Genomic DNA, 18594 nt, shown 5'->3' on the forward strand with positions numbered 1-18594 from the left:
AATCTGATAGTGATGCGGTCGGTCAACCAGCATTATCTTATCATTTTGGGAGGATTTTTTGATACCACGCTAAAAGCTTTTTGGAACCACCCGCATAGCAGGTGGTTTTCAAATCATACAAAAAAAGAAAGCCAAGAGCAAGGGGTGCTCTCGGCTTCCTATGAGGAGAGAAATTAAGGATTAGAAGGAGCTGGGGTAGGAGTTGTTGCTGGTGCGTTAGGGTCACTTGGTTCATCATAAGCCCAAGGAACAGCTTTGAATTTCAAATTCAAATTAAAACTTGGTTTACTCATGGTGCTAAGGGCAGAGTTGACCTCACCTGAGAAGTTGTAGGTTGCCTTGTTACTGTTAGCTACAGCCACTCCGCCTTTATCAGTGACCCCATCATCGTTAGCTAAAGTTAATAACGCATCAGTGTTTGGATCTTTGATCGTACCTGGTGCGCTGAACAAATCAGAACCAACTGTTTGGTTTGATCCAGTGTTCGTCACATTCAACTTCAACGATTTGATGTCAGTGATCGGGTCACTGCCGTCTTTATGACTGAAGCTGCCGACAGCTACTTCGACTGGACGACCTGATTTATTTTCGATATTGTATTGTGGTGAAGTGATATCTGTCTTACCTGCTTTGTTATAGAAAATAGTTGCCGTATCTAGACTGACGTCAATCCAGTCTTTTTCACCTTCATCGATCCCGGCAGTTGCTTTTGTATTGTCAGCGCCCAAAGTCCCGTTGACAACGATATTAGCATTGTCTTGACCGTTAAAGTTTTGGTTCGCTGCTAAAGCGACACTACTTACGCCAATACTTGCACCCAGCATCAAGGTGCTCAAAACGATCTTTTTCATGATGCTTGCCTCCTTTTGCATTGATTGATGAGTGATACATAAAAAACTTCAATCCTCTACTGGGACGTTCACCTTCATTCTGACGGGCGCCGACTTTACAAATCAGGCGGGCAGTCTAATTTATATTAATGAACCGCCAACAAAACTTCTGCGGAAACTTGCCCGCGGCGTTCTTTTGTGGCTGGATCATAAATATTGAATTCAGCGGTCATCTGATGTGACCCCGGAGTTAGATTTTTTTCTAGATGAAACGTTCGGACTTCATAGCCTGGCTGGATCGCACCGGTCGTATAGACTACGTCACCTGTCGCATCATCTTTTAAATCTACCGAAACAGGATAGGCATTTTCTTTTGGATTTTGGATCGGCAATTCAGCGTTTTCCGTTGTTTGATCGATCTTTCCAGTTGGTGCGATGATCATATTGAATTTGCTTTTATCCACTTTTGTTTGCGCAAACTTTTGCAAATCAGCAGGTTTGATCTTTTGCGCATCTTTTTCAGGCGGTAAGAAATCACCACTTACGACCATCCGAGGTGAAACGGTTTTTTGGGAGTGGAAAAATAAAGCTGCACCTGCTCCGATCAAAATGAGCAACCCTATGATCACGTAAATGAGCCGTTTTCTTGTTTTGACATCCTTCAGATCCATTTTTCTCACTTCCTTCTCACAAGATAATTAAATTGAAACCCAACTTGTTGGACGCCGGTATTCGGTCCTGAATAATTACCTTGCAAATAAATTTTTTTCGTAGCCTCCGGCGGCAAGTTGATCTCAGACAACTGATTTGTCCCGATTTGTAACGGTCCCAGTTGTTCTCCGCTATCGGTCATTAAATTCAACATCAGTTCTTGATGATGGGTCACAAAATTCTTTTTCAACGCAATCGGATTATTTCCCGTCTCACTGACTGTCGCAATGGTGAAAGCAACCGGATAGTTACTCAAGTTTTGGATCGGTTGTGCTTGATCCAATGAAGTAAATGCCCCAGATTGCTTCGTTTTAAAATCTAACTCAGTCGGAACTGAGATGATCATGCGACTTTTTGGGATAAACATCTGCTGTTCTGCCCAAAGTGTCGTTCGAACAAATTGCGGTTGATCAGGATCATCAGTCGGTAAAAGATCCGCTTTGCCGTACAAATAGTATTCCTCTGGCTCTAAGTTTTTATAAACAGCCTGCGTCGTCACTTGTTCAGGATACGCTAGCGCAGCTTGTTGGATCTTTTGTTGGTTGATTGGATCTTCTAATCTATAAAGACCATTGATCAATGATCCGTTACTTAATCGAAACGTCGCATTTCGTAACGTGAATTGAGCCGGTGTGTATTGACCGATCGTAGCGGTTACTTGACTGACACCTGGCTTAACACTTGGCACTACATTGAGGCTAGCAAGTTTAGCTTGTCCGGCGATCAACAAGCGTTTGCTTGCGCTCGCAAGTTTAGGTAGTGCTACATCACTTAAAACATTCGCCCCTGTCCGTAACGAGGTCTCGGTACTCAATGCTTGATCATTCGCCGTTTGATACGTATACCCGTAGCTGTTAGGATCATTGAGCTGCACATTGACGGTGGAACCAAAGAACTTAGTCGCTGCTGGTTTTTTAAATAAAATCGCGCGCGGTTGATCCAAATTCAAATTGATTGGTCCCGCCGAATTCAGCAAACCACCGAAATTAAACTCGCCGTAAGAGCCGGCTTGAAAGTTTAAATTAGTCGGAATCTGACTCACGGTCATGCGAAAATCACTCGTTGGTTGATTCAATTTGAAGCTGGCGTTTTTTCCTACATCGATCGTTAAACCTTGACCGGCTGTTAAAAAGTACAGACAGTTCGTCGTAAGAGCAACTTGCGCATTTTCCTCTAAAGTCAAATTAACGATGTTATCGCGTTGTGTCGCGCCACCAGATGAATAAGCCGTCAGAATCGATGAACTTGCCGGTGAACTTTGCTGATCAATGTAAGTTTGACTATCTTTTTGAAAAATAATATTGTTGCCTTCCAACCATTCTTGTGAACCATTTCCAGGCAATTGAGTAAAATGATTTTCACCCGTGAAGTAAAAGCGACTCAACCGATTGTTGCTGTAAAATGCTTGTGCACCTTGACTCGCGTAATAATGGACATTCTCACTCGTCAGATCAAAAGCGATGTCTTTTTGATTGCCCGCGCTGATCATGCCATACATGTTACTGTTGGAATGTTGTGGATCACCAAAATTGAGATTTTTCACTTTGACTTGCACACCGGATTTAACGATTCGAAATCCAACATTCGCACGCGTATAGTCATTGGAATCATAACTAATGGTGTGGCCTTGTCCATCGATCTCCGTATTATCACTGATCGCAAAAACATTTTGTTCCGTGTACGTAAGATCACTAGTCAATTGCAGGTAGCGCGTCGTTTGACCAGCAGGCAGCGGTTGCTTCAATGCAGCAGTCAGGGCTTGCACACTATTCACTTGAAAAGGTGCGGCTTGTGTTCCGGTTTGTTCTGGTTCATTATTTGATCTGGGATTTTCTTCAGCCGAAGCAGAGGCTTCAGTAGAGGTTTCTTCCGTTAACTGAGACGATTCACCAGCAGTCGAAGAAAGTGTTGCGGGGTCTTGCGAAGTTGTACTAGTTTGTTGTTTTTCAGCTGAATCATTCGAAATACTAGTTGATTTTGAAATACTTTCACTAGTTGTTTTATCAATCTTTGCGGTCGTTGTCTCACTTTCAATTGAATTTACAGCTGACAAAGTTTGGGCAGTGGCTGGCTGAGAGGAAAAATAAAATAGCCAAGTCACACTAAAAAAAATCAGGGAAAAATACTTGTTAAAACGGAGCCTTTTCATTTTTCTCATCTCCTCTAGATGAGCAACTCCTTTTCCATCAAACGGTTACATCTGCTTCTATGCTTATAATATAATTCCTGTTTCTTTTTTTTTCAAGTTAATTTACTTATATTTTTAAAGTATTCATTAATCCAACAACTATTTATTCGTTATTTATTTTACAACTAATTTTTTTATGGCTTGCATTTAGTTTTTTTATCTTCCGTTATCGAAAAATTTTCAGAATCTTCTCTTATTACAATCACTTTTTTGATTGAAGGCCGCTGTTAAAACTTGTTATCGAATCGCTTCACAAAAAAGTTTTCGATTAGAAAATAAAACTAAAGACTGCTGTTTGTTTTCTCGTACGAGCTTTCAAACAGCAGTCTAAAAAGGAAAAATTTTTTTATGATCGAGCAAATTGCTGAGCAAAAGCAAAGTAGTTAGCATCTTTTTGATACAACGAAAACACGATCGTTTTAAAAGCGTCTACTAGATCGGCTTGCGTGAGACTTTCAGCAAACAAACGAGCCACCACTTTCGGATCATTGCCAAAAACACCACAACCAAACGCACCTAAAATGATCGTCTGACAACCCGCTTGTTTAAAAGCACGCAGCGTCTGTAAGATCCGGTAGCGCAAATGTCGCTCGATTACATCAGCTGCTAGCTGGTTTTTATGCAGCCGCATCGCGCGTTGATTTGGCGCAGCAACGGTGGCCACATCGACTAAGTACGGCTCAGTTAAAAAGGTCTCTTTTCCCGCTACTTCCCGTTTGACAAACCAAACTGCTTTTGAATAGATCACGTCATCGCTGTAAAGATCTTGTTGCGGCTTCCGTTGATTTTTTTCGTAATACGTCGCTTGGAATTTGACTAACTCTGGATATAAAAAGGAACAGCGCGCAAGCGTTTCTTCTTGCGCATTGACACCGCGCAAAAAATTCCCACCAGGATAAAACGGCGAAGCAAAATTCATCACGCCCGTCCGCCCGTCCACATGCTGAAAGATGCTGTTCACGACATTTTCAGCTTCTACAATCACGCGCGTTTTTTGCGGATCCGTTGGCAGCACGGGCAGCGCTTCTTGAATCAAGGTTGAAGTTGCATGTTGCGGTAATTCATTTTTTTCATAATAAGCTAGTGTAGCTTGAGCAGATCGTTGATAATGATTCATCGGCAACACCCCTCCTTAGTATAGCAGAACTCACGCTTCAGACACTTTTTTCAAATAGGTGCCACCAACTAAAATGATCACTGAAGCAATGACTGCGATCAAAAACATTTGCTGATAAGCATGTTGAGCAGTTAAATGAAATAAATCGAGCATGCCTTGATCGGATCGTGCTTGGAGTTGCAAATAAAAACTTTCAATCGATTGTTTCGTCCCAGCTTGGGCCAATAATTTTGCAAAGTTCCCTTGGATAACAGTCGCATAAATCGTCGGTGCGATCGTCAACCCGATCTGACGACTGACTGACAATGTCCCTAACGCGACCCCGTTATCTCGCTTGCCGGCGATTTCAGAGATCAAAACTTGGAAAGGCGCTCCCATCAACATCCCAAAGCCGATTCCAGCAATAGTGGAAGAAACTAAAAACCAGACTGTCGTCGGACTTAAGAAAGCGACCAGTGAAAAACCGACTAATGAAAGACCACCTGAGATAACTAACGAACGGGCAGCTCCCAGTTTTGAAACGAGCATTCCGCCAACTCCAGCCCCCACGATCGAACCAAGACCGATCCCACTGATCCACATGCCGCTACTACTAGCGGAGACTCCATAACGATGTTCAACAAAACTAGGAACAAACACGAAAATCGCGATTAACGTTCCTGACAAAAAACCTAAAAACAACGTCACTAAAAAACGAGTATTTTTCAGTAGATGATAAGGTAAGAAAGGATCCGTCGTGGCTGTTTGAACTCGCTTTTCACTTTGAACAAACAAGAAAAATAAACCGATCCCTAATAAAGCAAAGCCCCACACACTTACCTGGGCCACACTTGCAAGTAGTGCGGCACTTTTTAAATTAGTGATTGCCAACATGAAACTCAAGATCCCCAGCGTCAACAATGACAACCCACGATAATCCAAGCCTTTACTATTTGCAGCGACCGTTTCGGGAATCGCTAACGAGCCGAAGACGAGTACAAAAATAGCGAGCGGCAAGTTGATCAAAAATAGCCAGCTCCAATGCCCACTGACATTTAAAATCAAACTGCCTAAATTTGGTCCGACGACCGAGGCAATCCCATTAATCGCTCCTAAAATCCCTAACAAAGCGCCTTGCTTTTCTTTTGGATAAGTCGATAAAATATGACTAGATGCAATAATAAAGATCCCGCCACCGCCTAAAGATTGGAACAAGCGAGCAGCTAAGAAAAATAAAAAGGAGGGACTCAATGCTACCGCAAGTGAACCTAATGCAAAAATCGCGATCTCAATCAAAAATAATTTCTTGCGGCCGAACGTATCAGCTAATTTTCCGACGATCGGTGTGGCAATCGCCATTCCTAATGTATAAAGCGTCACACCCCACGTTCCTTGGACCTCTGAAACATGAAACGAGTAATTGATCGTCGTTAGCGCACTGGAGATGATCCCATTATCTAGTGCGGACATAAAGACGCCTAAAATAAAAATAAATAATGCAAACTTTCGATTCTTCATGTAAAGACTCCCTCTCACTATAAATTAAGCGCCCATTCCGATAAACATCCCGACAAAGTAAGGAATCAACCAAAACAACCAGACCACGATACTAAATTTATGAAAGTTTGCTTTCGCTTTGGGATTCCCCTTTAGTAAAACATAGATCGCCCAAATTAAATGAAAGACCATCAATAAAATAGCAGCCATGCCGGTGATTTGATGCAATGGGTTAACAGCAACCGTACTACCCGCAGCGATTTTTGACATGATCGTCGTACCCGTCGTATCAAAAACCAAGCCTAAGCCAAACAAAATAATATGTTTTAACTTCAAATCTCCACTACGCCGTTCTGAAAACACCCCACTCGTATAAAAAACTAATGCTAAACTAATCGTCACAATTGCTAAAATCAACCGTATATTCATCTGTGAATCCTTCTTTCATTCATTTTAGTGACACTTTATCACTTGACTGAACTGATCATAACACCTCAGTGACATTTTGTCACTACGATTGCTTAACAAACTAAAAAAAAGAAGCCAGACATTTTTCGTGTCCGACTTCTCTTATTTAGTAGCCTTGATTTGGTTGGTAATATTGATTATTTTCGTAATTGTACCCTTCATAGGTGTTGTTGCTGTCTACGGCTGGCTCCCCATAGTCATTGTAATCTGAACTATCTGTACTTTGTTGAGACTGACTGCTCTTTTGGTACCCGCTGCTGCTGTTTTCGTCATCATCATTCGTTTGATTGCCAATAAAGTTTCCGTACTCATCATAGTTTTCACTGTGATCGTAGCCGGGAGCGTATTGACTCGTGTCTTCAGTCAAACGTTTATCCGAATCATCATAGAATAATAAATCTGCATCATCATCTTTTAAGTTTGGTAATTTTTTCTTCGTTGGCAACTCTAATTGTTTTTTCAACGTGTTTTGGACTTCTAACAATTCGTGCTTCCCTAAGATTTGATAATAAACGCCTTGGCTCATATCATTTTTACCGGCTAATTGTTTTTGATTGATCTTATCAAAAGCAGGCAAATAATTCGTGCCAATATCGACCATATTATCCCAAGATAAATCAGTCTTCATATTTTTCTCGACTGCTTTCAAGATTTTTTTATGATTGCTGACTCCATTGACTGACATCACTTTTTTCAAAATCTTCGTCACAACTTCTCGCTGCCGTTTTTGTCGGCCAACATCACCTTCTGGATCTTCATAACGCATCCGAGCATAAGCTAAAGCTTTTTTCCCGTACAATGTCTGTTTTCCTTTTTTGACTTTGATGCCATCTAAGGTAAACGTCCGTTTGTTGTCGACTTCGATCCCACCGACTGCATTGACTAAATCTTTCAAGCCTCGCATGTTGATGGTCACATAATGATCGATCGGAATGTCTAATAGATTTTCGATCGTGTTCATGGACATCTTCACGCCACCGTAAGCATACGCATGATTTAGTTTGTCATTTTCTCCGTAACCAACGATCTTCGTCAAAATATCACGGTCCAAGCTGATAATGGTAGATTTTTTTTGTTGCGGATTAACGGTCACGACCATCATCGTGTCTGAACGTCCTTGATCGGTTCGACCAAGGTCACCTGTATCAACGCCTAATAATAAAATCGAAAATGGCTCGGCATTATTGATATCGGGTTCACCATCTGTTCGCAAAGCGCTTTTACGATCGATTTTTTCGCGGACATTATTCATCATTTGACTTGCATCACTCGTTACCTGCATTGCATAAGCAATCACTCCAGCTACAGCTAGATTTAAGATCACTAACAGCGCAACGATTATTTTTTTCCAACCGCTCATACCACACCTCTATCAATAAATTTACGTTTTATTTTCTCACACTCCAACTGATGATTCAATGGATTTTTCGCAAGAATGATGTTTTTAAATTAAAATTTTAAATCTTCTCACTAGTTGACTATCCTCTTCCAATCAGACTTTCTCGCGAAGAAAATTTAAAGATTTGCATAAATATCGATTTTCAGTCTGGCTAGGCAAAAAAAATAAGCTCACAGGAAAACCTGCGAGCTATTTACTAGTTTAAGCATTCATTGCTTCTTCTAAGTTTTTATTGACTTGATCCCAGTTGATGATATCCCAAAAAGCGGCGATATAATCTGGACGAACATTTTTATATTTCAAGTAATACGCATGTTCCCACACATCCAAGCCTAAGATCGGTGTTTTGCCTTCCATTAAAGGTGAATCTTGGTTTGGAGTCGACATGATCTCTAATTTTCCGTTGTTTAAAACGACCCAAGCCCAACCTGAACCAAAACGTCCGGTAGCAGCCGTCTTGAATTCTTCTTTCATTTTTTCGAAGCTGCCGAAATCTTTTTCAATCGCTTCTTTGACCGCGCCCGTTGGTTCGCCACCAGCGTTTTTAGCCATGATCTTCCAGAAGAAGCTGTGGTTAGCATGTCCGCCTCCATTGTTGCGAACCGCAGTCTTGATCTCAGCAGGTAATTCGTCCACGTGAGAAATCAATTCTTCCACACTTTCTTCACCTAACTCCGGATATTTTTCAATCGCTGCATTCAAGTTCGTCACATACGTATTATGATGTTTGTCATGGTGTAAGTGCATCGTTTCTTCATCGATGTAAGGTTCTAGTGCATCGTAAGCATAAGGTAGATCTGGTAAAGTGTAAGACATTTAAATTCCTCCTTAGTGAAATTCTGTTACACTTGTAACTGTACCAAACTCTTCACATATCTTCAAAACATATGCTTAGACTGCCCGAGTATTCGCTTTCTTAAAAAGCAGTGCAGCTCCACTTTAGTCGATCTCTTCTTTGACTTCAACTTTTTTGAAAATAAAAACTTTGCTGAAGACATAGTTTGCCACGACCACGACGATTTGCGTGACGATCTTGGCAATCAGATTACCGGTGTGCAAAAGATCGATCAACACATACATACACGCCATGTCCATCCCAAATGAAACGATCCGCGCTGCTAAAAATTTGCTGAACTCCCAGGCTAAGGCCACCCAAGTTTCCGTTTTGGAATGAAAGACCCATAACTTATTGGTCACAAAGGCAAATAAGACCGAACAGATCCACGAAAAAGCATTAGAGAGCGGCCAGCTCCAACCAAATAAATTAAAGGCTAACGCAAAAGTAAGCAAATTGACGAGTGTCGCCAAGCCACCAAAAAATAAATAAATGAATACTTCCCATAGTTTTTTTTCTTCTAAGTACTGCTTGAATGCTAAATAAAGTCTCATCGTTGTCGTCCTTTTTTCTATTCTTCTTAGTAACCTTAGCGAAGGTTTGCCATTCCGTCAATCATTTCGTAAAAAAATTAAGCTTTGAGCTATTGTTATTTGATTTTGACTTCGATACAATGGCAGTTAGTAGATAGAATGGAGCGATGTTATGACTTTTGGGCAATTAATCAAAGGCGCCCTTTTTCATTTTAAAGATCTAAAAGCTGCCAAAAAGACGCCGTTTTGGAAAAGTGTCGTGTATTTATTGATCTTAAGTTTGTTTTTGGCGATCCCGACCGTTTATCAAGCTGTCCGAGTGACCCAAGATATCAAAAGTGACAGTCTCAAGATCGCGAAGAAAATTCCTGATTTTACCATTAAAAATGGTGCGATCAAAACAAAAGGTGACAGTGAAGGATTTATTTATCAAACAAATTCAATCATTTTGACCTTTGATCCTGAGGGCAAGCGCAGTGAAGAAGATGTCACCCATGACTTAGTCGGAAATTTTTTCAGCGTCGGTCTGTTAAAAGACCAAGCGATTTTAGTTTTACCTGATTATGGCGGCGTCAGTACGTCACTTTTTGGAGACAACGTGTTGAAGTCGACGTACAATAAAGAACCGTTAAAAGAAATGACTGGCGCAAAATTACGCCACGAGTTACGCAATTGGCAAATTCCGTGGTGGGCTCCTTTGGTCATGTTGCTAGTCGCGATTTACCCCGCCTTTTTGAATTTATTATTGACTGTCTTCATTACCGCGATCGGTGGGATCATTTTAGCCAAAGTCCGGTTGAAGCAGATCACCTTTTTCGAAACCTTCAAGACATTGATCTTTTGTTCAACGATTCCAGTGCTCTTGTCGACAATTCTTTTGTTGTTCCGACCAAATTTTGATTTTAGTTTGTTGATCACGTTCATCAGTATCTTCATTTTCGCTCGGATCGTTGGTGAATACGATCAAATGGATCTACCTGGAATGTAATAAAACTGCCTCTTATAATGGGAGGCAGTTTTATTTTGCATTTGATAAGCATTTGTTACAATAGACGCGAGGTGAATAAAATGACCAAACCAATAATTTATTTACAACGTCCTTTTCGCGCTGAATGGATCGAAAAAATTCAACAACTAGCGCCTGAATATACGATCACCACTGACTTACCCACCGATCTTTCCCAAGTCGAGATCACAGTCGGCTGGGAAAAACAAAATGAACTGGCCTTGTTAAACGCAGAAAAACTCAAGTGGGTCCAAGCGATCTCAGCTGGCGTCAATCAGCTCCCGTTGACCCAATTTGCACAAAATGGAATCTTGCTTTCAAATGGCAGCGGCATTCACAGTGAATCGATCAGTGAACATGTGATTGGCAGTTTACTCGCTTATTATCGCGGGCTGATTCCGGCGATCATTGACCAAACAACTAAGAAATGGGCACCGAATACGATCCACTATGACCAACTGGCCGGTAAGAAAATGCTCATCGTCGGCACGGGACATATTGGACAAAAATTAGCTCAACTGAGTCACGGTCTAGCGGTCCAAGTCTATGGGATCAATACGACGGGGCATCCAGTTGAAGGCTTTAACGAAACTTACGCGATCAAAAATTTAGCGAAGATCGTACCTGAGATGAATATCGTCGTTGATATTTTACCTAGTACCGAAGCGACATATCATTTATTTAATAGTAGTATTTTCCAAGCGATGAAGTCGACCGCGGTCTTTGTCAATGTCGGTCGCGGTGATACGGTCCACACCAAAGAATTGATCACGGCACTGAACGCTGATGAGTTCGCATACGCCTTGTTAGATGTATTTGAGACCGAGCCGCTTCCAGCGACTGATCCTTTATGGCAAACTAAAAATGTTTTGCTAACGCCTCACATTTCTGGTCTGACCGTTGACTTTGAGCATAAATTCATGAATATCTTTTTAGCTAACTTGAAAAGTTATCTTAAAGATCATACGTTGAATCAAAACCAAATCGATCTACAGCGAGGCTATTAATAACTAAAAAGAGGGACGTCAAATTGTTTGACGTCCCTCTTTTTAATGCTTGTTCAACACGTTGTAAAGCTGTTTTACTTTGCTTTTGGTGTTTTTTCAGTTTCCCGCACGATATAGATCGGCCGGTCTTTCGTTTCTAAAAAAATCTTGCCGATATATTTTCCAATGATCCCTAGACATAAAAGCTGCAGGCCACCGATAAAAAGAAAAATCGAGACCATTGAAGGCCAGCCAGATGTCGGATCACCAAAGATCAATGCCCGTCCCACGATGAAAAGTAACGCGATCAATGCACCAAAACATGACAAAGCGCCCACAAATGAAGCGATGTTCAACGGCGCATCCGAAAAATTAACAATTCCATCGATGGAATAATTGAATAATTTCCAAAATGACCACGTCGTTTCTCCGGCAACGCGCTCCCGATTTCCATACGATAAATATTCAGTTTTAAAACCGACCCAACTGAACAAGCCTTTGGAAAAACGATTGTATTCGGTCAGCTCTAAGATCGCATCGACCATTTGCCGCGTCATCAAGCGAAAATCTCGGGCACCGTCTACCATCTCGGTCTCACTGATCTTATTGATCAACTGATAAAATTTACGCGCAAAAAAACTGCGGATCGCAGGCTCCCCTTTTCGATCGGCCCGACGCGTTCCAACACAGTCGATCTCTTTTTCTTCGATCAGCTGGATCATCTGAGGCAAAAGTTCTGGGGGATCTTGCAAATCAACATCCATCACCGTGACCAACTCACCCGTTGAAGCTTCTAGACCCGCATACAGCGCCGCTTCTTTGCCAAAATTCCGCGAAAAAGATAAATAATGGACAAAGTCATGCTGAGCCGCTAATTGACGTAGTTCTGCTAGGGTTCGATCTTTTGAGCCATCATCGACAAAAATATATTCCAACTCATGCTTCAGTTGCGTTTTGATTTTTTCCATCGCCGCAAAAAATAGCGGGATCGCTTCTTCCTCATTAAAACAAGGGACGATTACAGATAACACACGCTCCACCTCTTACGCTTCTACAAATTTATATTTTGGTTCAGCTAGTTTTTCATCATACGCTACGACTAGGTCATACCCTTTGAAGAACCATTCATCTGCTTGTTCGATAAAAAAGAGTAGCCCGTCCTCGGTTTCTTCGATTAGTGGCTGTTCGGGCACATCAACTGCCATCCCGACCGAAAAGCCATCATGGACTTGGGTCTTACCATAGACTTTGCCGTAAAACTTGATCCCTTGTTTAGGACCGACTTCGATTTCCCGTTTAAACCAAGCTAATGCTTCAGGCTTCATAGTCAACTTCATATTCGACACACTCCTTTTAGCCATTCATTTTTTCATCTAATAACTCGACATCTTCATTTTGGCCGATCACAACGAGATGATCGTTTTTTTGCACGATCTCTTCAGCTGCTGGTGAAACAATCGGATCTTCTTGCCCACGCCGAATCGCCACGATATTCAAGCCAAACCGCTGACGAAAATCTAATTCTTGTAACGTCTTGCCATAAAACTTACGATTTGTGACCACGATCTCCGCAAGCGAATATTCTTCTGATAGTTCCAAGTAATCCAAAATATTTTTTGACACGAGGTTATGGGCGATCCGATTCCCCATGTCACGTTCTGGATGGACGACCCGATCAGCACCGATCTTTTCTAATACGCGAGCGTGGTACTCATTTTGCGCTTTGGCTAATACATTGGGCACCCCCATCTCCTTGACCATCAATGTTACTAAGATGCTCGCTTGAATATCTTCACCGATCGCTACGATCACATGATCAAAATTGCGGATGCCTAGTGAACGCAACGTCATCTCATCTTGCGCGTTTGCCACGACTGCGTGAGTCGCGATATTCATATATTCGTTCACACGATCTTCATTGCTGTCGATCGCCAATACTTCTTGTCCTGCTTCGACCAATGTTCGACAGATACTGCCACCAAAACGCCCCAAGCCGACGATTACAAAACTTTGCTTCATGTTTTCGCTCCTTTTGAATTAGTATAACAAACAACGAGCTGATAAAACAGAGAAGTCCTCTATTTTATCAGCCCGTGTTTAAAGGCGTAGATCGCGGCTTGTGTGCGATCTTCTACTTCTAATTTTGCTAAGATATTCGAAACATGCGTCTTCACTGTCTTCAACGTGATGAACAGTTCATCGGCGATTTCCTGATTACTCATGCCTTGTGCGATCAGTAGTAAGATCTCACGTTCACGATTCGTCAGTTCATCGTGTAAAATATGGCGGTTTCGCCCAGACAATTGCGCCATGACTTTATCAGTCACTTCCGGTTCTAGCACGCGCTCTCCTTGATATGTGGCGCGGATCGCTTCAGCTATTTCTTGAGCGGTTGAAGTTTTGAGTAAATAGCCCGAAGCCCCCGCTTCAATCGCAGGATAGACTTTTTCGTCATCAATGAAACTCGTCACGATCAAAATTTTGGCTTCTGGCCAGTCAGCCAAAATCTTTTTCGTTGATTCAATCCCATCCATCACATCCATCACCAGATCCATCAAGATCACATCCGGCCGCAACGCCAAGGCTTTCTCATAGCCGACTAACCCATTTTCCGCTTCGCCGACGACTTCGATATCTGGCTGGATCGATAAATAAGAAGACACGCCTAAGCGTACCATTTCATGATCATCCACTAGCAATACTTTAATCATCATCTTCCCCCTTTACAATTGGCACTTTAATCTCCACGCTGGTACCTTGATCTTTGAAACTAATGATCTTAGTTGTTCCGCCAACACTTGCGATGCGTTCGCGAACGTTACGCAACCCGTAACTGCCCGCGTGTTCGTCATTTTCTTGATTGAAGCCCACACCATCATCGATCACTCGTAGAATTAAATTCGGACCAATGATCTGCAAATAGACTTCCAATTCATTCGCTTTCGCATGTCGCAATGTGTTAGACAACAATTCTTGGACTACACGAAATAATTGGTCTTCGATCGTAGCGGCCACATTGATATCTTCCACGTCCCACTTTAATTTGATCTGGACTTTCGTCTGCAATTCTTTTAGCAATTGTTCGATCCCTTGCTTCAGACTTTTTCCCTCAAGGTTAACTGGACGTAAATGTAATAACAGTGCCCGCATCTCAGATTGTGCTGCGTTGATGATGTCAGCCACCATCGCTAATTGTTTTTTGTACGGTTCCAAAACGGCGACTTGTTGCGACTGTTCATTTAACGCAGACATCATCATCATTGCGGCAAATAATTGTTGTGAGACTGAATCGTGAAGTTCGCGGGCAAGCCGATGCCGTTCTTCTTCTAAAATTTTTTCTTTCGTCGTGCCATCCACCATTTGAGGTCGGCTGCTCAACTGCTGTAATTCTTTTGAAGTGCTGATCAATTTTTGTTGGATCTTTTCGATATCGGTTGCCATGTTGATTAGATGTACATCTGTCAGTTTCGCTGAATCAAACGTTAAAAGCGGATGCTTATAATTTCCCGCAGCTAATAATTGCAATTTTTCTTCGATCTGACTAAACTGTCGCTTTTGTGTCACCGCAGCAACTAGATACGCGGTACTCCCCGTAGCAAGCGAAATCACTAACAAATACACGACGATCGGGATGTAAAAAAAGCGCGGACCCAGTAAGATCGCGAGCAAGTTTTTTTCACCCAAGGCATAGCCGTAAATAAAAAGCGTCATTACCAACACAAAAAAAGTTGTCGTGCCGGTGTAGACGGCGAGGTGAACATTGGAATATTTCTTACTCATACTCGGATCACCTCGATGTCCCCGATCAACGCATTCGTTACTAATTTCAATCGGCGAGGACTTTCATCATAATCATGACTGTAAAGTTTCAACGTTTCATTTTTTAAAGTGACCGCATCGTCTTCAAAGACTACTTTACCATAAAAAGTCGCATGTTCAATCACTACACCGATCCCATACGGAATCAAGACTCGTGTCCGACCAAACCCTTTGCGGATAATGACGACACTGTCTTCTTTAGGCAACAACGTGTTTCCTAGATCCACGATCGTATCACCGGCCAACATCGTCAAATTGATATCGTCCCACTCATAGACTTGGCTGCCGATCCGTTCATTGCCGAACCAACTTTGCTTTTTGCGCTCACCGGCATGTTTCAACGGCTCTTCTGTTTCCACCATGACCATTTGTTTTTTCGTCTTAAACGAATGATCGGGAACTGAAATCCCTGCGATCTCAACACCTTTTAAGCCAATAAATAAAATCGCAAACACGATCATCAGCCACACCGCGGGACTAGTGATCAGCGCTACTGTCGCCATCACTAACCCTGCCACTAATTGGAAACGGCGGTGTCGGTCTTTTTTCAGTGCCCAATAAATATTGGCGCCACCAATAACTAAGATCACTAACAGCCCTGGAGTTTGGGACAGCTGCCACATGACAAAAACCAGTAGCAACAACTCGATGACAATAAAAAAGCGCCAAGGATTTTTCACGCTGTGTTCCCTCCTTTTTCCAAATGCAATCACTCGTTAAGCTAGCAACACATTCACTTTAGTCAGCTTAGCCGAGAAATCTGTTTTCTTGTTCTTACTCTATCATAGCGGTATTCCCGTAAAAAACCATCGGACTTAAGTATGAACAAAATCCAGCTAAAACACAATGGCTTCTTGCAGAAAAATTAGCTAGTTCAATGCCAAAATAAAAACTAGCTCCTAGCTTCACTGCAAAAAAAGATCGAAGCTGCTGCTACACTGAACAGCGCTCCGATCTTATCTATTTTATTTTTTAGTGATGATCACATCACTTGGTTTGATGTCTTCTCCAAAGAATGGTTTCAACGTTTCGTTATAGGCCGTTTCAAAGAAATCAGCTTGGTTCAACTTTTTAAGATCATTATTGACCCATTTCAACAATGATTTATTCCCTTTTTTCACAGCCGGATTAATCGTAGAAACTTCTCCGATCTCTTTGATCCCGACTTTGTAATCTGGATTTTCTTTGACCCACGCATATAAGTACGTATTATCATCAGCTAATGCTTGAGCCCGCCCATCCGTCAAGGCTTGGAACTGTTGACTTTTAGATTCATATTTTTCCAAATTGATCTTCGGATATTTCTTAGTAAAGTACGTTTCAGCCGTCGTTCCTTTTGTTACGATCAATTTTTTATCATTTAATTGTTTAGCTTTGGTGATCTCAGCTTTTTTTGGTGACACCACGCCAATCCCGACTTTCATATACGGTGAAGCGAAGTCGACTACTCGTGTTCGTTCCGGCGTTTTTGTAAAATTAGCCAATACTAAATCGACTTTATTTGATTTTAGCGCATCCACGCGTTCTTCTGCATTCACTACGACAAACTCGACTTTTGATTCATCTCCTAGTAAGTCTTTAGCTAAACGTTTGGCTAAATAAACGTCATACCCTTGATTTTTCCCTTCTGAATCAACATAACCATAGGGTGATAAATCACCAAAGACGGCAACTTTTAGTTTCCCTCGTTTTTTGATCGCTTTGACTGACGACGGATTATCGGCAGCCTGAGCTGACTGGGTTGTGCCACTTAGCCCAACCGTTAATGCTAGTGCTAAAAATGCAATAATTGCGACCCATCTTTTTTTCATTTTCATTCCCACTTTCTCTTTTTATAAATTTTCGAAGTCTAAACTTCGTAAAAACTGTTTTGCACGACTGGTTTGCGGTTGATCAAAAAAGGCGGCGGTTTGATTTTCTTCAACGATCTCACCATCTGCCATAAAAATCACGCGATCACTAACCCGACGAGCAAAAGCCATCTCATGAGTGACGATCAACAAAGTTTTATCTGTTTTTGCTAATTCCAAGATCACTTCTAAAACTTCGCGGACATTTTCTGGATCTAATGAAGCGGTAACTTCATCAAACAGCATCAAGCTTGGATTCATACACAGACTGCGGACGATTGCCACTCGTTGTTTTTGCCCACCAGACAATTCTCGTGGGTAACTTGAAGCACGTTCCCGCAATCCTACCCGGTCTAGCCATTCCAAGGCGACCTTTTCTGCTTCTGCTCGTTGACGTTTTTGAACTTTGATCGGGCCAATCACAACATTTTCCAGCACCGTCTGATTCGGAAATAAATCATAACTTTGAAAAACCATTCCGATTTCAGGTCGTAATGTTTGCCAATTTTTTTCTGTTGGCTGAATCGGCTGACCTTTAAAAATGATTTCTCCGCTACTGACGGTCTCTAATCCATTTAAGCAACGTAAAAGAGTGCTTTTCCCACTACCTGAAGGACCTAAGATCGCGACAGCTTCTCCTTTTTTTACCTTTAGATCTACATCTTTTAAACCGATCTTAGTTCCGTAATGCTTAACTAATTTCGTTGTTTCGATCATCATCTCGACCATCATGCTGCTCTCCTTTCCAATTGTGCTGCCAATCGACTCAATGGATAACACAAAATAAAATATAAGAAAAAGATGAATCCATAGACAGTCAAGCTCGCAAGGGGAACTTTGACCGTATAATGTTCAATGATCTGTGTTCCAACCCGGATCATTTCCGTCACTCCGATCATCATCAATAAGCTGGTCGTTTTGATCACGCGGGTCACTAAGTTGATCGTAGCTGGCAAAATCGAACGAAAACTCTGCGGTAATAAAATATACCGGTAACGTTGAATCCGATTGAAGCCTAATGATTTTCCGATCTCCACTTGGATCGAGCTGACATTTTGGATCCCACTACGAACCAAATCACTCATTTCCGCTGAGATCCAGAGTACAAAGACTAAAATCGAAACGGTTTGATTATTGATTTCTTTATTCAACACTTCGGGCAATAAGTAATAGAAGACAAACAGCAGTACTAACAACGGTACGATGCGGAAAATCTCCAAATAAAGTTTGAAAAAAACGCGAATCAGTTTACTATTAGTCGTTCGCAAGATCCCAAATAAGATCCCTAAGATCAAACCAATCACTAGCGAGATGGCCGATAGTTTGATGACTTCCACCACCCCGCCCATCAAACGCCAAAAATTATTTCCGGCAAA

20 protein-coding genes are annotated in these 18594 nt (G+C 41.8%); 2 read left to right on the forward strand and 18 right to left on the reverse strand.

Features of this window, described 5'->3' with window-relative positions; all coding sequences use genetic code 11:
• Nucleotides 1–173 precede the first annotated feature (173 nt).
• The 9 genes from GVJ38_RS10185 to GVJ38_RS10225 form a co-directional block, all read right to left on the reverse strand.
• A complete protein-coding gene (locus GVJ38_RS10185; RefSeq protein ID WP_159723055.1) occupies nucleotides 174–851 on the reverse strand; it encodes a hypothetical protein in 678 nt (225 codons plus the stop codon).
• Between the two features lie 125 nt (nucleotides 852–976).
• Entirely contained in the window at nucleotides 977–1501 is a 525-nt protein-coding gene (locus GVJ38_RS10190) for a hypothetical protein (protein WP_159723056.1), read from the reverse strand.
• A gap of 5 nt (nucleotides 1502–1506) precedes the next feature.
• Complete coding sequence (locus tag GVJ38_RS10195; RefSeq protein ID WP_159723057.1) at nucleotides 1507–3690, reverse strand: pectate lyase-like adhesive domain-containing protein; 2184 nt, start codon at nucleotides 3688–3690, stop codon at nucleotides 1507–1509.
• A 385-nt stretch (nucleotides 3691–4075) separates the two neighbouring features.
• Nucleotides 4076–4846, reverse strand: coding sequence for a TIGR02452 family protein (locus GVJ38_RS10200; protein WP_159723058.1), 771 nt, complete (start codon nucleotides 4844–4846; stop codon nucleotides 4076–4078).
• A gap of 30 nt (nucleotides 4847–4876) precedes the next feature.
• Nucleotides 4877–6343, reverse strand: a complete 1467-nt coding sequence (locus GVJ38_RS10205) for an MFS transporter (protein WP_159723059.1) — start codon at nucleotides 6341–6343, stop codon at nucleotides 4877–4879.
• A gap of 24 nt (nucleotides 6344–6367) precedes the next feature.
• Entirely contained in the window at nucleotides 6368–6751 is a 384-nt protein-coding gene (locus GVJ38_RS10210; protein WP_159723060.1) for an HsmA family protein, read from the reverse strand.
• A 145-nt stretch (nucleotides 6752–6896) separates the two neighbouring features.
• A complete protein-coding gene (locus tag GVJ38_RS10215) occupies nucleotides 6897–8150 on the reverse strand; it encodes an LCP family glycopolymer transferase (protein WP_159723061.1) in 1254 nt (417 codons plus the stop codon).
• A 240-nt stretch (nucleotides 8151–8390) separates the two neighbouring features.
• Nucleotides 8391–9005 (reverse strand): superoxide dismutase, encoded by a 615-nt coding sequence (locus GVJ38_RS10220; protein ID WP_159723062.1) that lies wholly within the window; start codon nucleotides 9003–9005, stop codon nucleotides 8391–8393.
• A gap of 123 nt (nucleotides 9006–9128) precedes the next feature.
• Nucleotides 9129–9578, reverse strand: a complete 450-nt coding sequence (locus tag GVJ38_RS10225; protein WP_159723063.1) for a GtrA family protein — start codon at nucleotides 9576–9578, stop codon at nucleotides 9129–9131.
• Between the two features lie 151 nt (nucleotides 9579–9729).
• Between GVJ38_RS10225 and GVJ38_RS10230 the strand changes: the two genes are divergently transcribed.
• Both GVJ38_RS10230 and GVJ38_RS10235 read left to right on the forward strand, forming a co-directional pair.
• A complete protein-coding gene (locus tag GVJ38_RS10230) occupies nucleotides 9730–10545 on the forward strand; it encodes a DUF1189 domain-containing protein (protein ID WP_159723064.1) in 816 nt (271 codons plus the stop codon).
• An 80-nt stretch (nucleotides 10546–10625) separates the two neighbouring features.
• Nucleotides 10626–11570, forward strand: a complete 945-nt coding sequence (locus tag GVJ38_RS10235; protein WP_159723065.1) for an NAD(P)-dependent oxidoreductase — start codon at nucleotides 10626–10628, stop codon at nucleotides 11568–11570.
• A 74-nt stretch (nucleotides 11571–11644) separates the two neighbouring features.
• Here GVJ38_RS10235 and GVJ38_RS10240 read toward each other — a convergent pair whose 3' ends face one another.
• The 9 genes from GVJ38_RS10240 to GVJ38_RS10280 form a co-directional block, all read right to left on the reverse strand.
• Nucleotides 11645–12580, reverse strand: a complete 936-nt coding sequence (locus GVJ38_RS10240; protein WP_159723066.1) for a glycosyltransferase family 2 protein — start codon at nucleotides 12578–12580, stop codon at nucleotides 11645–11647.
• Between the two features lie 12 nt (nucleotides 12581–12592).
• The gene (locus GVJ38_RS10245; RefSeq protein ID WP_159723067.1) at nucleotides 12593–12886 is read right to left on the reverse strand and encodes a HesB/YadR/YfhF family protein; all 294 of its coding nucleotides are present in this window, start codon (nucleotides 12884–12886) and stop codon (nucleotides 12593–12595) included.
• A gap of 16 nt (nucleotides 12887–12902) precedes the next feature.
• Nucleotides 12903–13568, reverse strand: a complete 666-nt coding sequence (locus GVJ38_RS10250) for a potassium channel family protein (RefSeq protein ID WP_159723068.1) — start codon at nucleotides 13566–13568, stop codon at nucleotides 12903–12905.
• Between the two features lie 59 nt (nucleotides 13569–13627).
• Nucleotides 13628–14260, reverse strand: coding sequence for a response regulator (locus GVJ38_RS10255; protein ID WP_159723069.1), 633 nt, complete (start codon nucleotides 14258–14260; stop codon nucleotides 13628–13630).
• Complete coding sequence (locus tag GVJ38_RS10260; protein WP_159723070.1) at nucleotides 14253–15329, reverse strand: sensor histidine kinase; 1077 nt, start codon at nucleotides 15327–15329, stop codon at nucleotides 14253–14255. The genes GVJ38_RS10255 and GVJ38_RS10260 overlap by 8 nt, the downstream gene beginning before the upstream one ends.
• Nucleotides 15326–16048 (reverse strand): cell wall-active antibiotics response protein LiaF, encoded by a 723-nt coding sequence (gene liaF / locus GVJ38_RS10265; protein WP_159723071.1) that lies wholly within the window; start codon nucleotides 16046–16048, stop codon nucleotides 15326–15328. The genes GVJ38_RS10260 and liaF overlap by 4 nt, the downstream gene beginning before the upstream one ends.
• A 285-nt stretch (nucleotides 16049–16333) precedes the next feature.
• On the reverse strand, nucleotides 16334–17185 hold the full coding sequence (locus GVJ38_RS10270) for a transporter substrate-binding domain-containing protein (protein WP_200849488.1): 852 nt from the start codon (nucleotides 17183–17185) through the stop codon (nucleotides 16334–16336).
• Between the two features lie 15 nt (nucleotides 17186–17200).
• The gene (locus tag GVJ38_RS10275; RefSeq protein WP_159723096.1) at nucleotides 17201–17947 is read right to left on the reverse strand and encodes an amino acid ABC transporter ATP-binding protein; all 747 of its coding nucleotides are present in this window, start codon (nucleotides 17945–17947) and stop codon (nucleotides 17201–17203) included.
• Entirely contained in the window at nucleotides 17947–18567 is a 621-nt protein-coding gene (locus GVJ38_RS10280) for an amino acid ABC transporter permease (protein ID WP_442896050.1), read from the reverse strand. Before GVJ38_RS10280 ends, GVJ38_RS10275 begins: the two co-directional genes overlap by 1 nt.
• Nucleotides 18568–18594: the final 27 nt, after the last annotated feature.

It is taken from the genome of Enterococcus sp. CSURQ0835, from assembly GCF_902706605.1.
GTDB lineage: Bacteria > Bacillota > Bacilli > Lactobacillales > Enterococcaceae > Enterococcus_A.

Coding starts and splice junctions, on each gene's coding strand:
- GVJ38_RS10185 (WP_159723055.1), bottom strand. CDS start 851: ATGAAAAAGATCGTTTTGAGCACCTTGATGCTGGGTGCAAGTATTGGC.
- GVJ38_RS10190 (WP_159723056.1), bottom strand. CDS start 1,501: ATGGATCTGAAGGATGTCAAAACAAGAAAACGGCTCATTTACGTGATC.
- GVJ38_RS10195 (WP_159723057.1), bottom strand. CDS start 3,690: ATGAAAAGGCTCCGTTTTAACAAGTATTTTTCCCTGATTTTTTTTAGT.
- GVJ38_RS10200 (WP_159723058.1), bottom strand. CDS start 4,846: ATGAATCATTATCAACGATCTGCTCAAGCTACACTAGCTTATTATGAA.
- GVJ38_RS10205 (WP_159723059.1), bottom strand. CDS start 6,343: ATGAAGAATCGAAAGTTTGCATTATTTATTTTTATTTTAGGCGTCTTT.
- GVJ38_RS10210 (WP_159723060.1), bottom strand. CDS start 6,751: ATGAATATACGGTTGATTTTAGCAATTGTGACGATTAGTTTAGCATTA.
- GVJ38_RS10215 (WP_159723061.1), bottom strand. CDS start 8,150: ATGAGCGGTTGGAAAAAAATAATCGTTGCGCTGTTAGTGATCTTAAAT.
- GVJ38_RS10220 (WP_159723062.1), bottom strand. CDS start 9,005: ATGTCTTACACTTTACCAGATCTACCTTATGCTTACGATGCACTAGAA.
- GVJ38_RS10225 (WP_159723063.1), bottom strand. CDS start 9,578: ATGAGACTTTATTTAGCATTCAAGCAGTACTTAGAAGAAAAAAAACTA.
- GVJ38_RS10230 (WP_159723064.1), top strand. CDS start 9,730: ATGACTTTTGGGCAATTAATCAAAGGCGCCCTTTTTCATTTTAAAGAT.
- GVJ38_RS10235 (WP_159723065.1), top strand. CDS start 10,626: ATGACCAAACCAATAATTTATTTACAACGTCCTTTTCGCGCTGAATGG.
- GVJ38_RS10245 (WP_159723067.1), bottom strand. CDS start 12,886: ATGAAGTTGACTATGAAGCCTGAAGCATTAGCTTGGTTTAAACGGGAA.
- GVJ38_RS10250 (WP_159723068.1), bottom strand. CDS start 13,568: ATGAAGCAAAGTTTTGTAATCGTCGGCTTGGGGCGTTTTGGTGGCAGT.
- GVJ38_RS10255 (WP_159723069.1), bottom strand. CDS start 14,260: ATGATTAAAGTATTGCTAGTGGATGATCATGAAATGGTACGCTTAGGC.
- GVJ38_RS10260 (WP_159723070.1), bottom strand. CDS start 15,329: ATGAGTAAGAAATATTCCAATGTTCACCTCGCCGTCTACACCGGCACG.
- GVJ38_RS10270 (WP_200849488.1), bottom strand. CDS start 17,185: ATGAAAATGAAAAAAAGATGGGTCGCAATTATTGCATTTTTAGCACTA.
- GVJ38_RS10275 (WP_159723096.1), bottom strand. CDS start 17,947: ATGGTCGAGATGATGATCGAAACAACGAAATTAGTTAAGCATTACGGA.
- GVJ38_RS10280 (WP_442896050.1), bottom strand. CDS start 18,567: ATGGGCGGGGTGGTGGAAGTCATCAAACTATCGGCCATCTCGCTAGTG.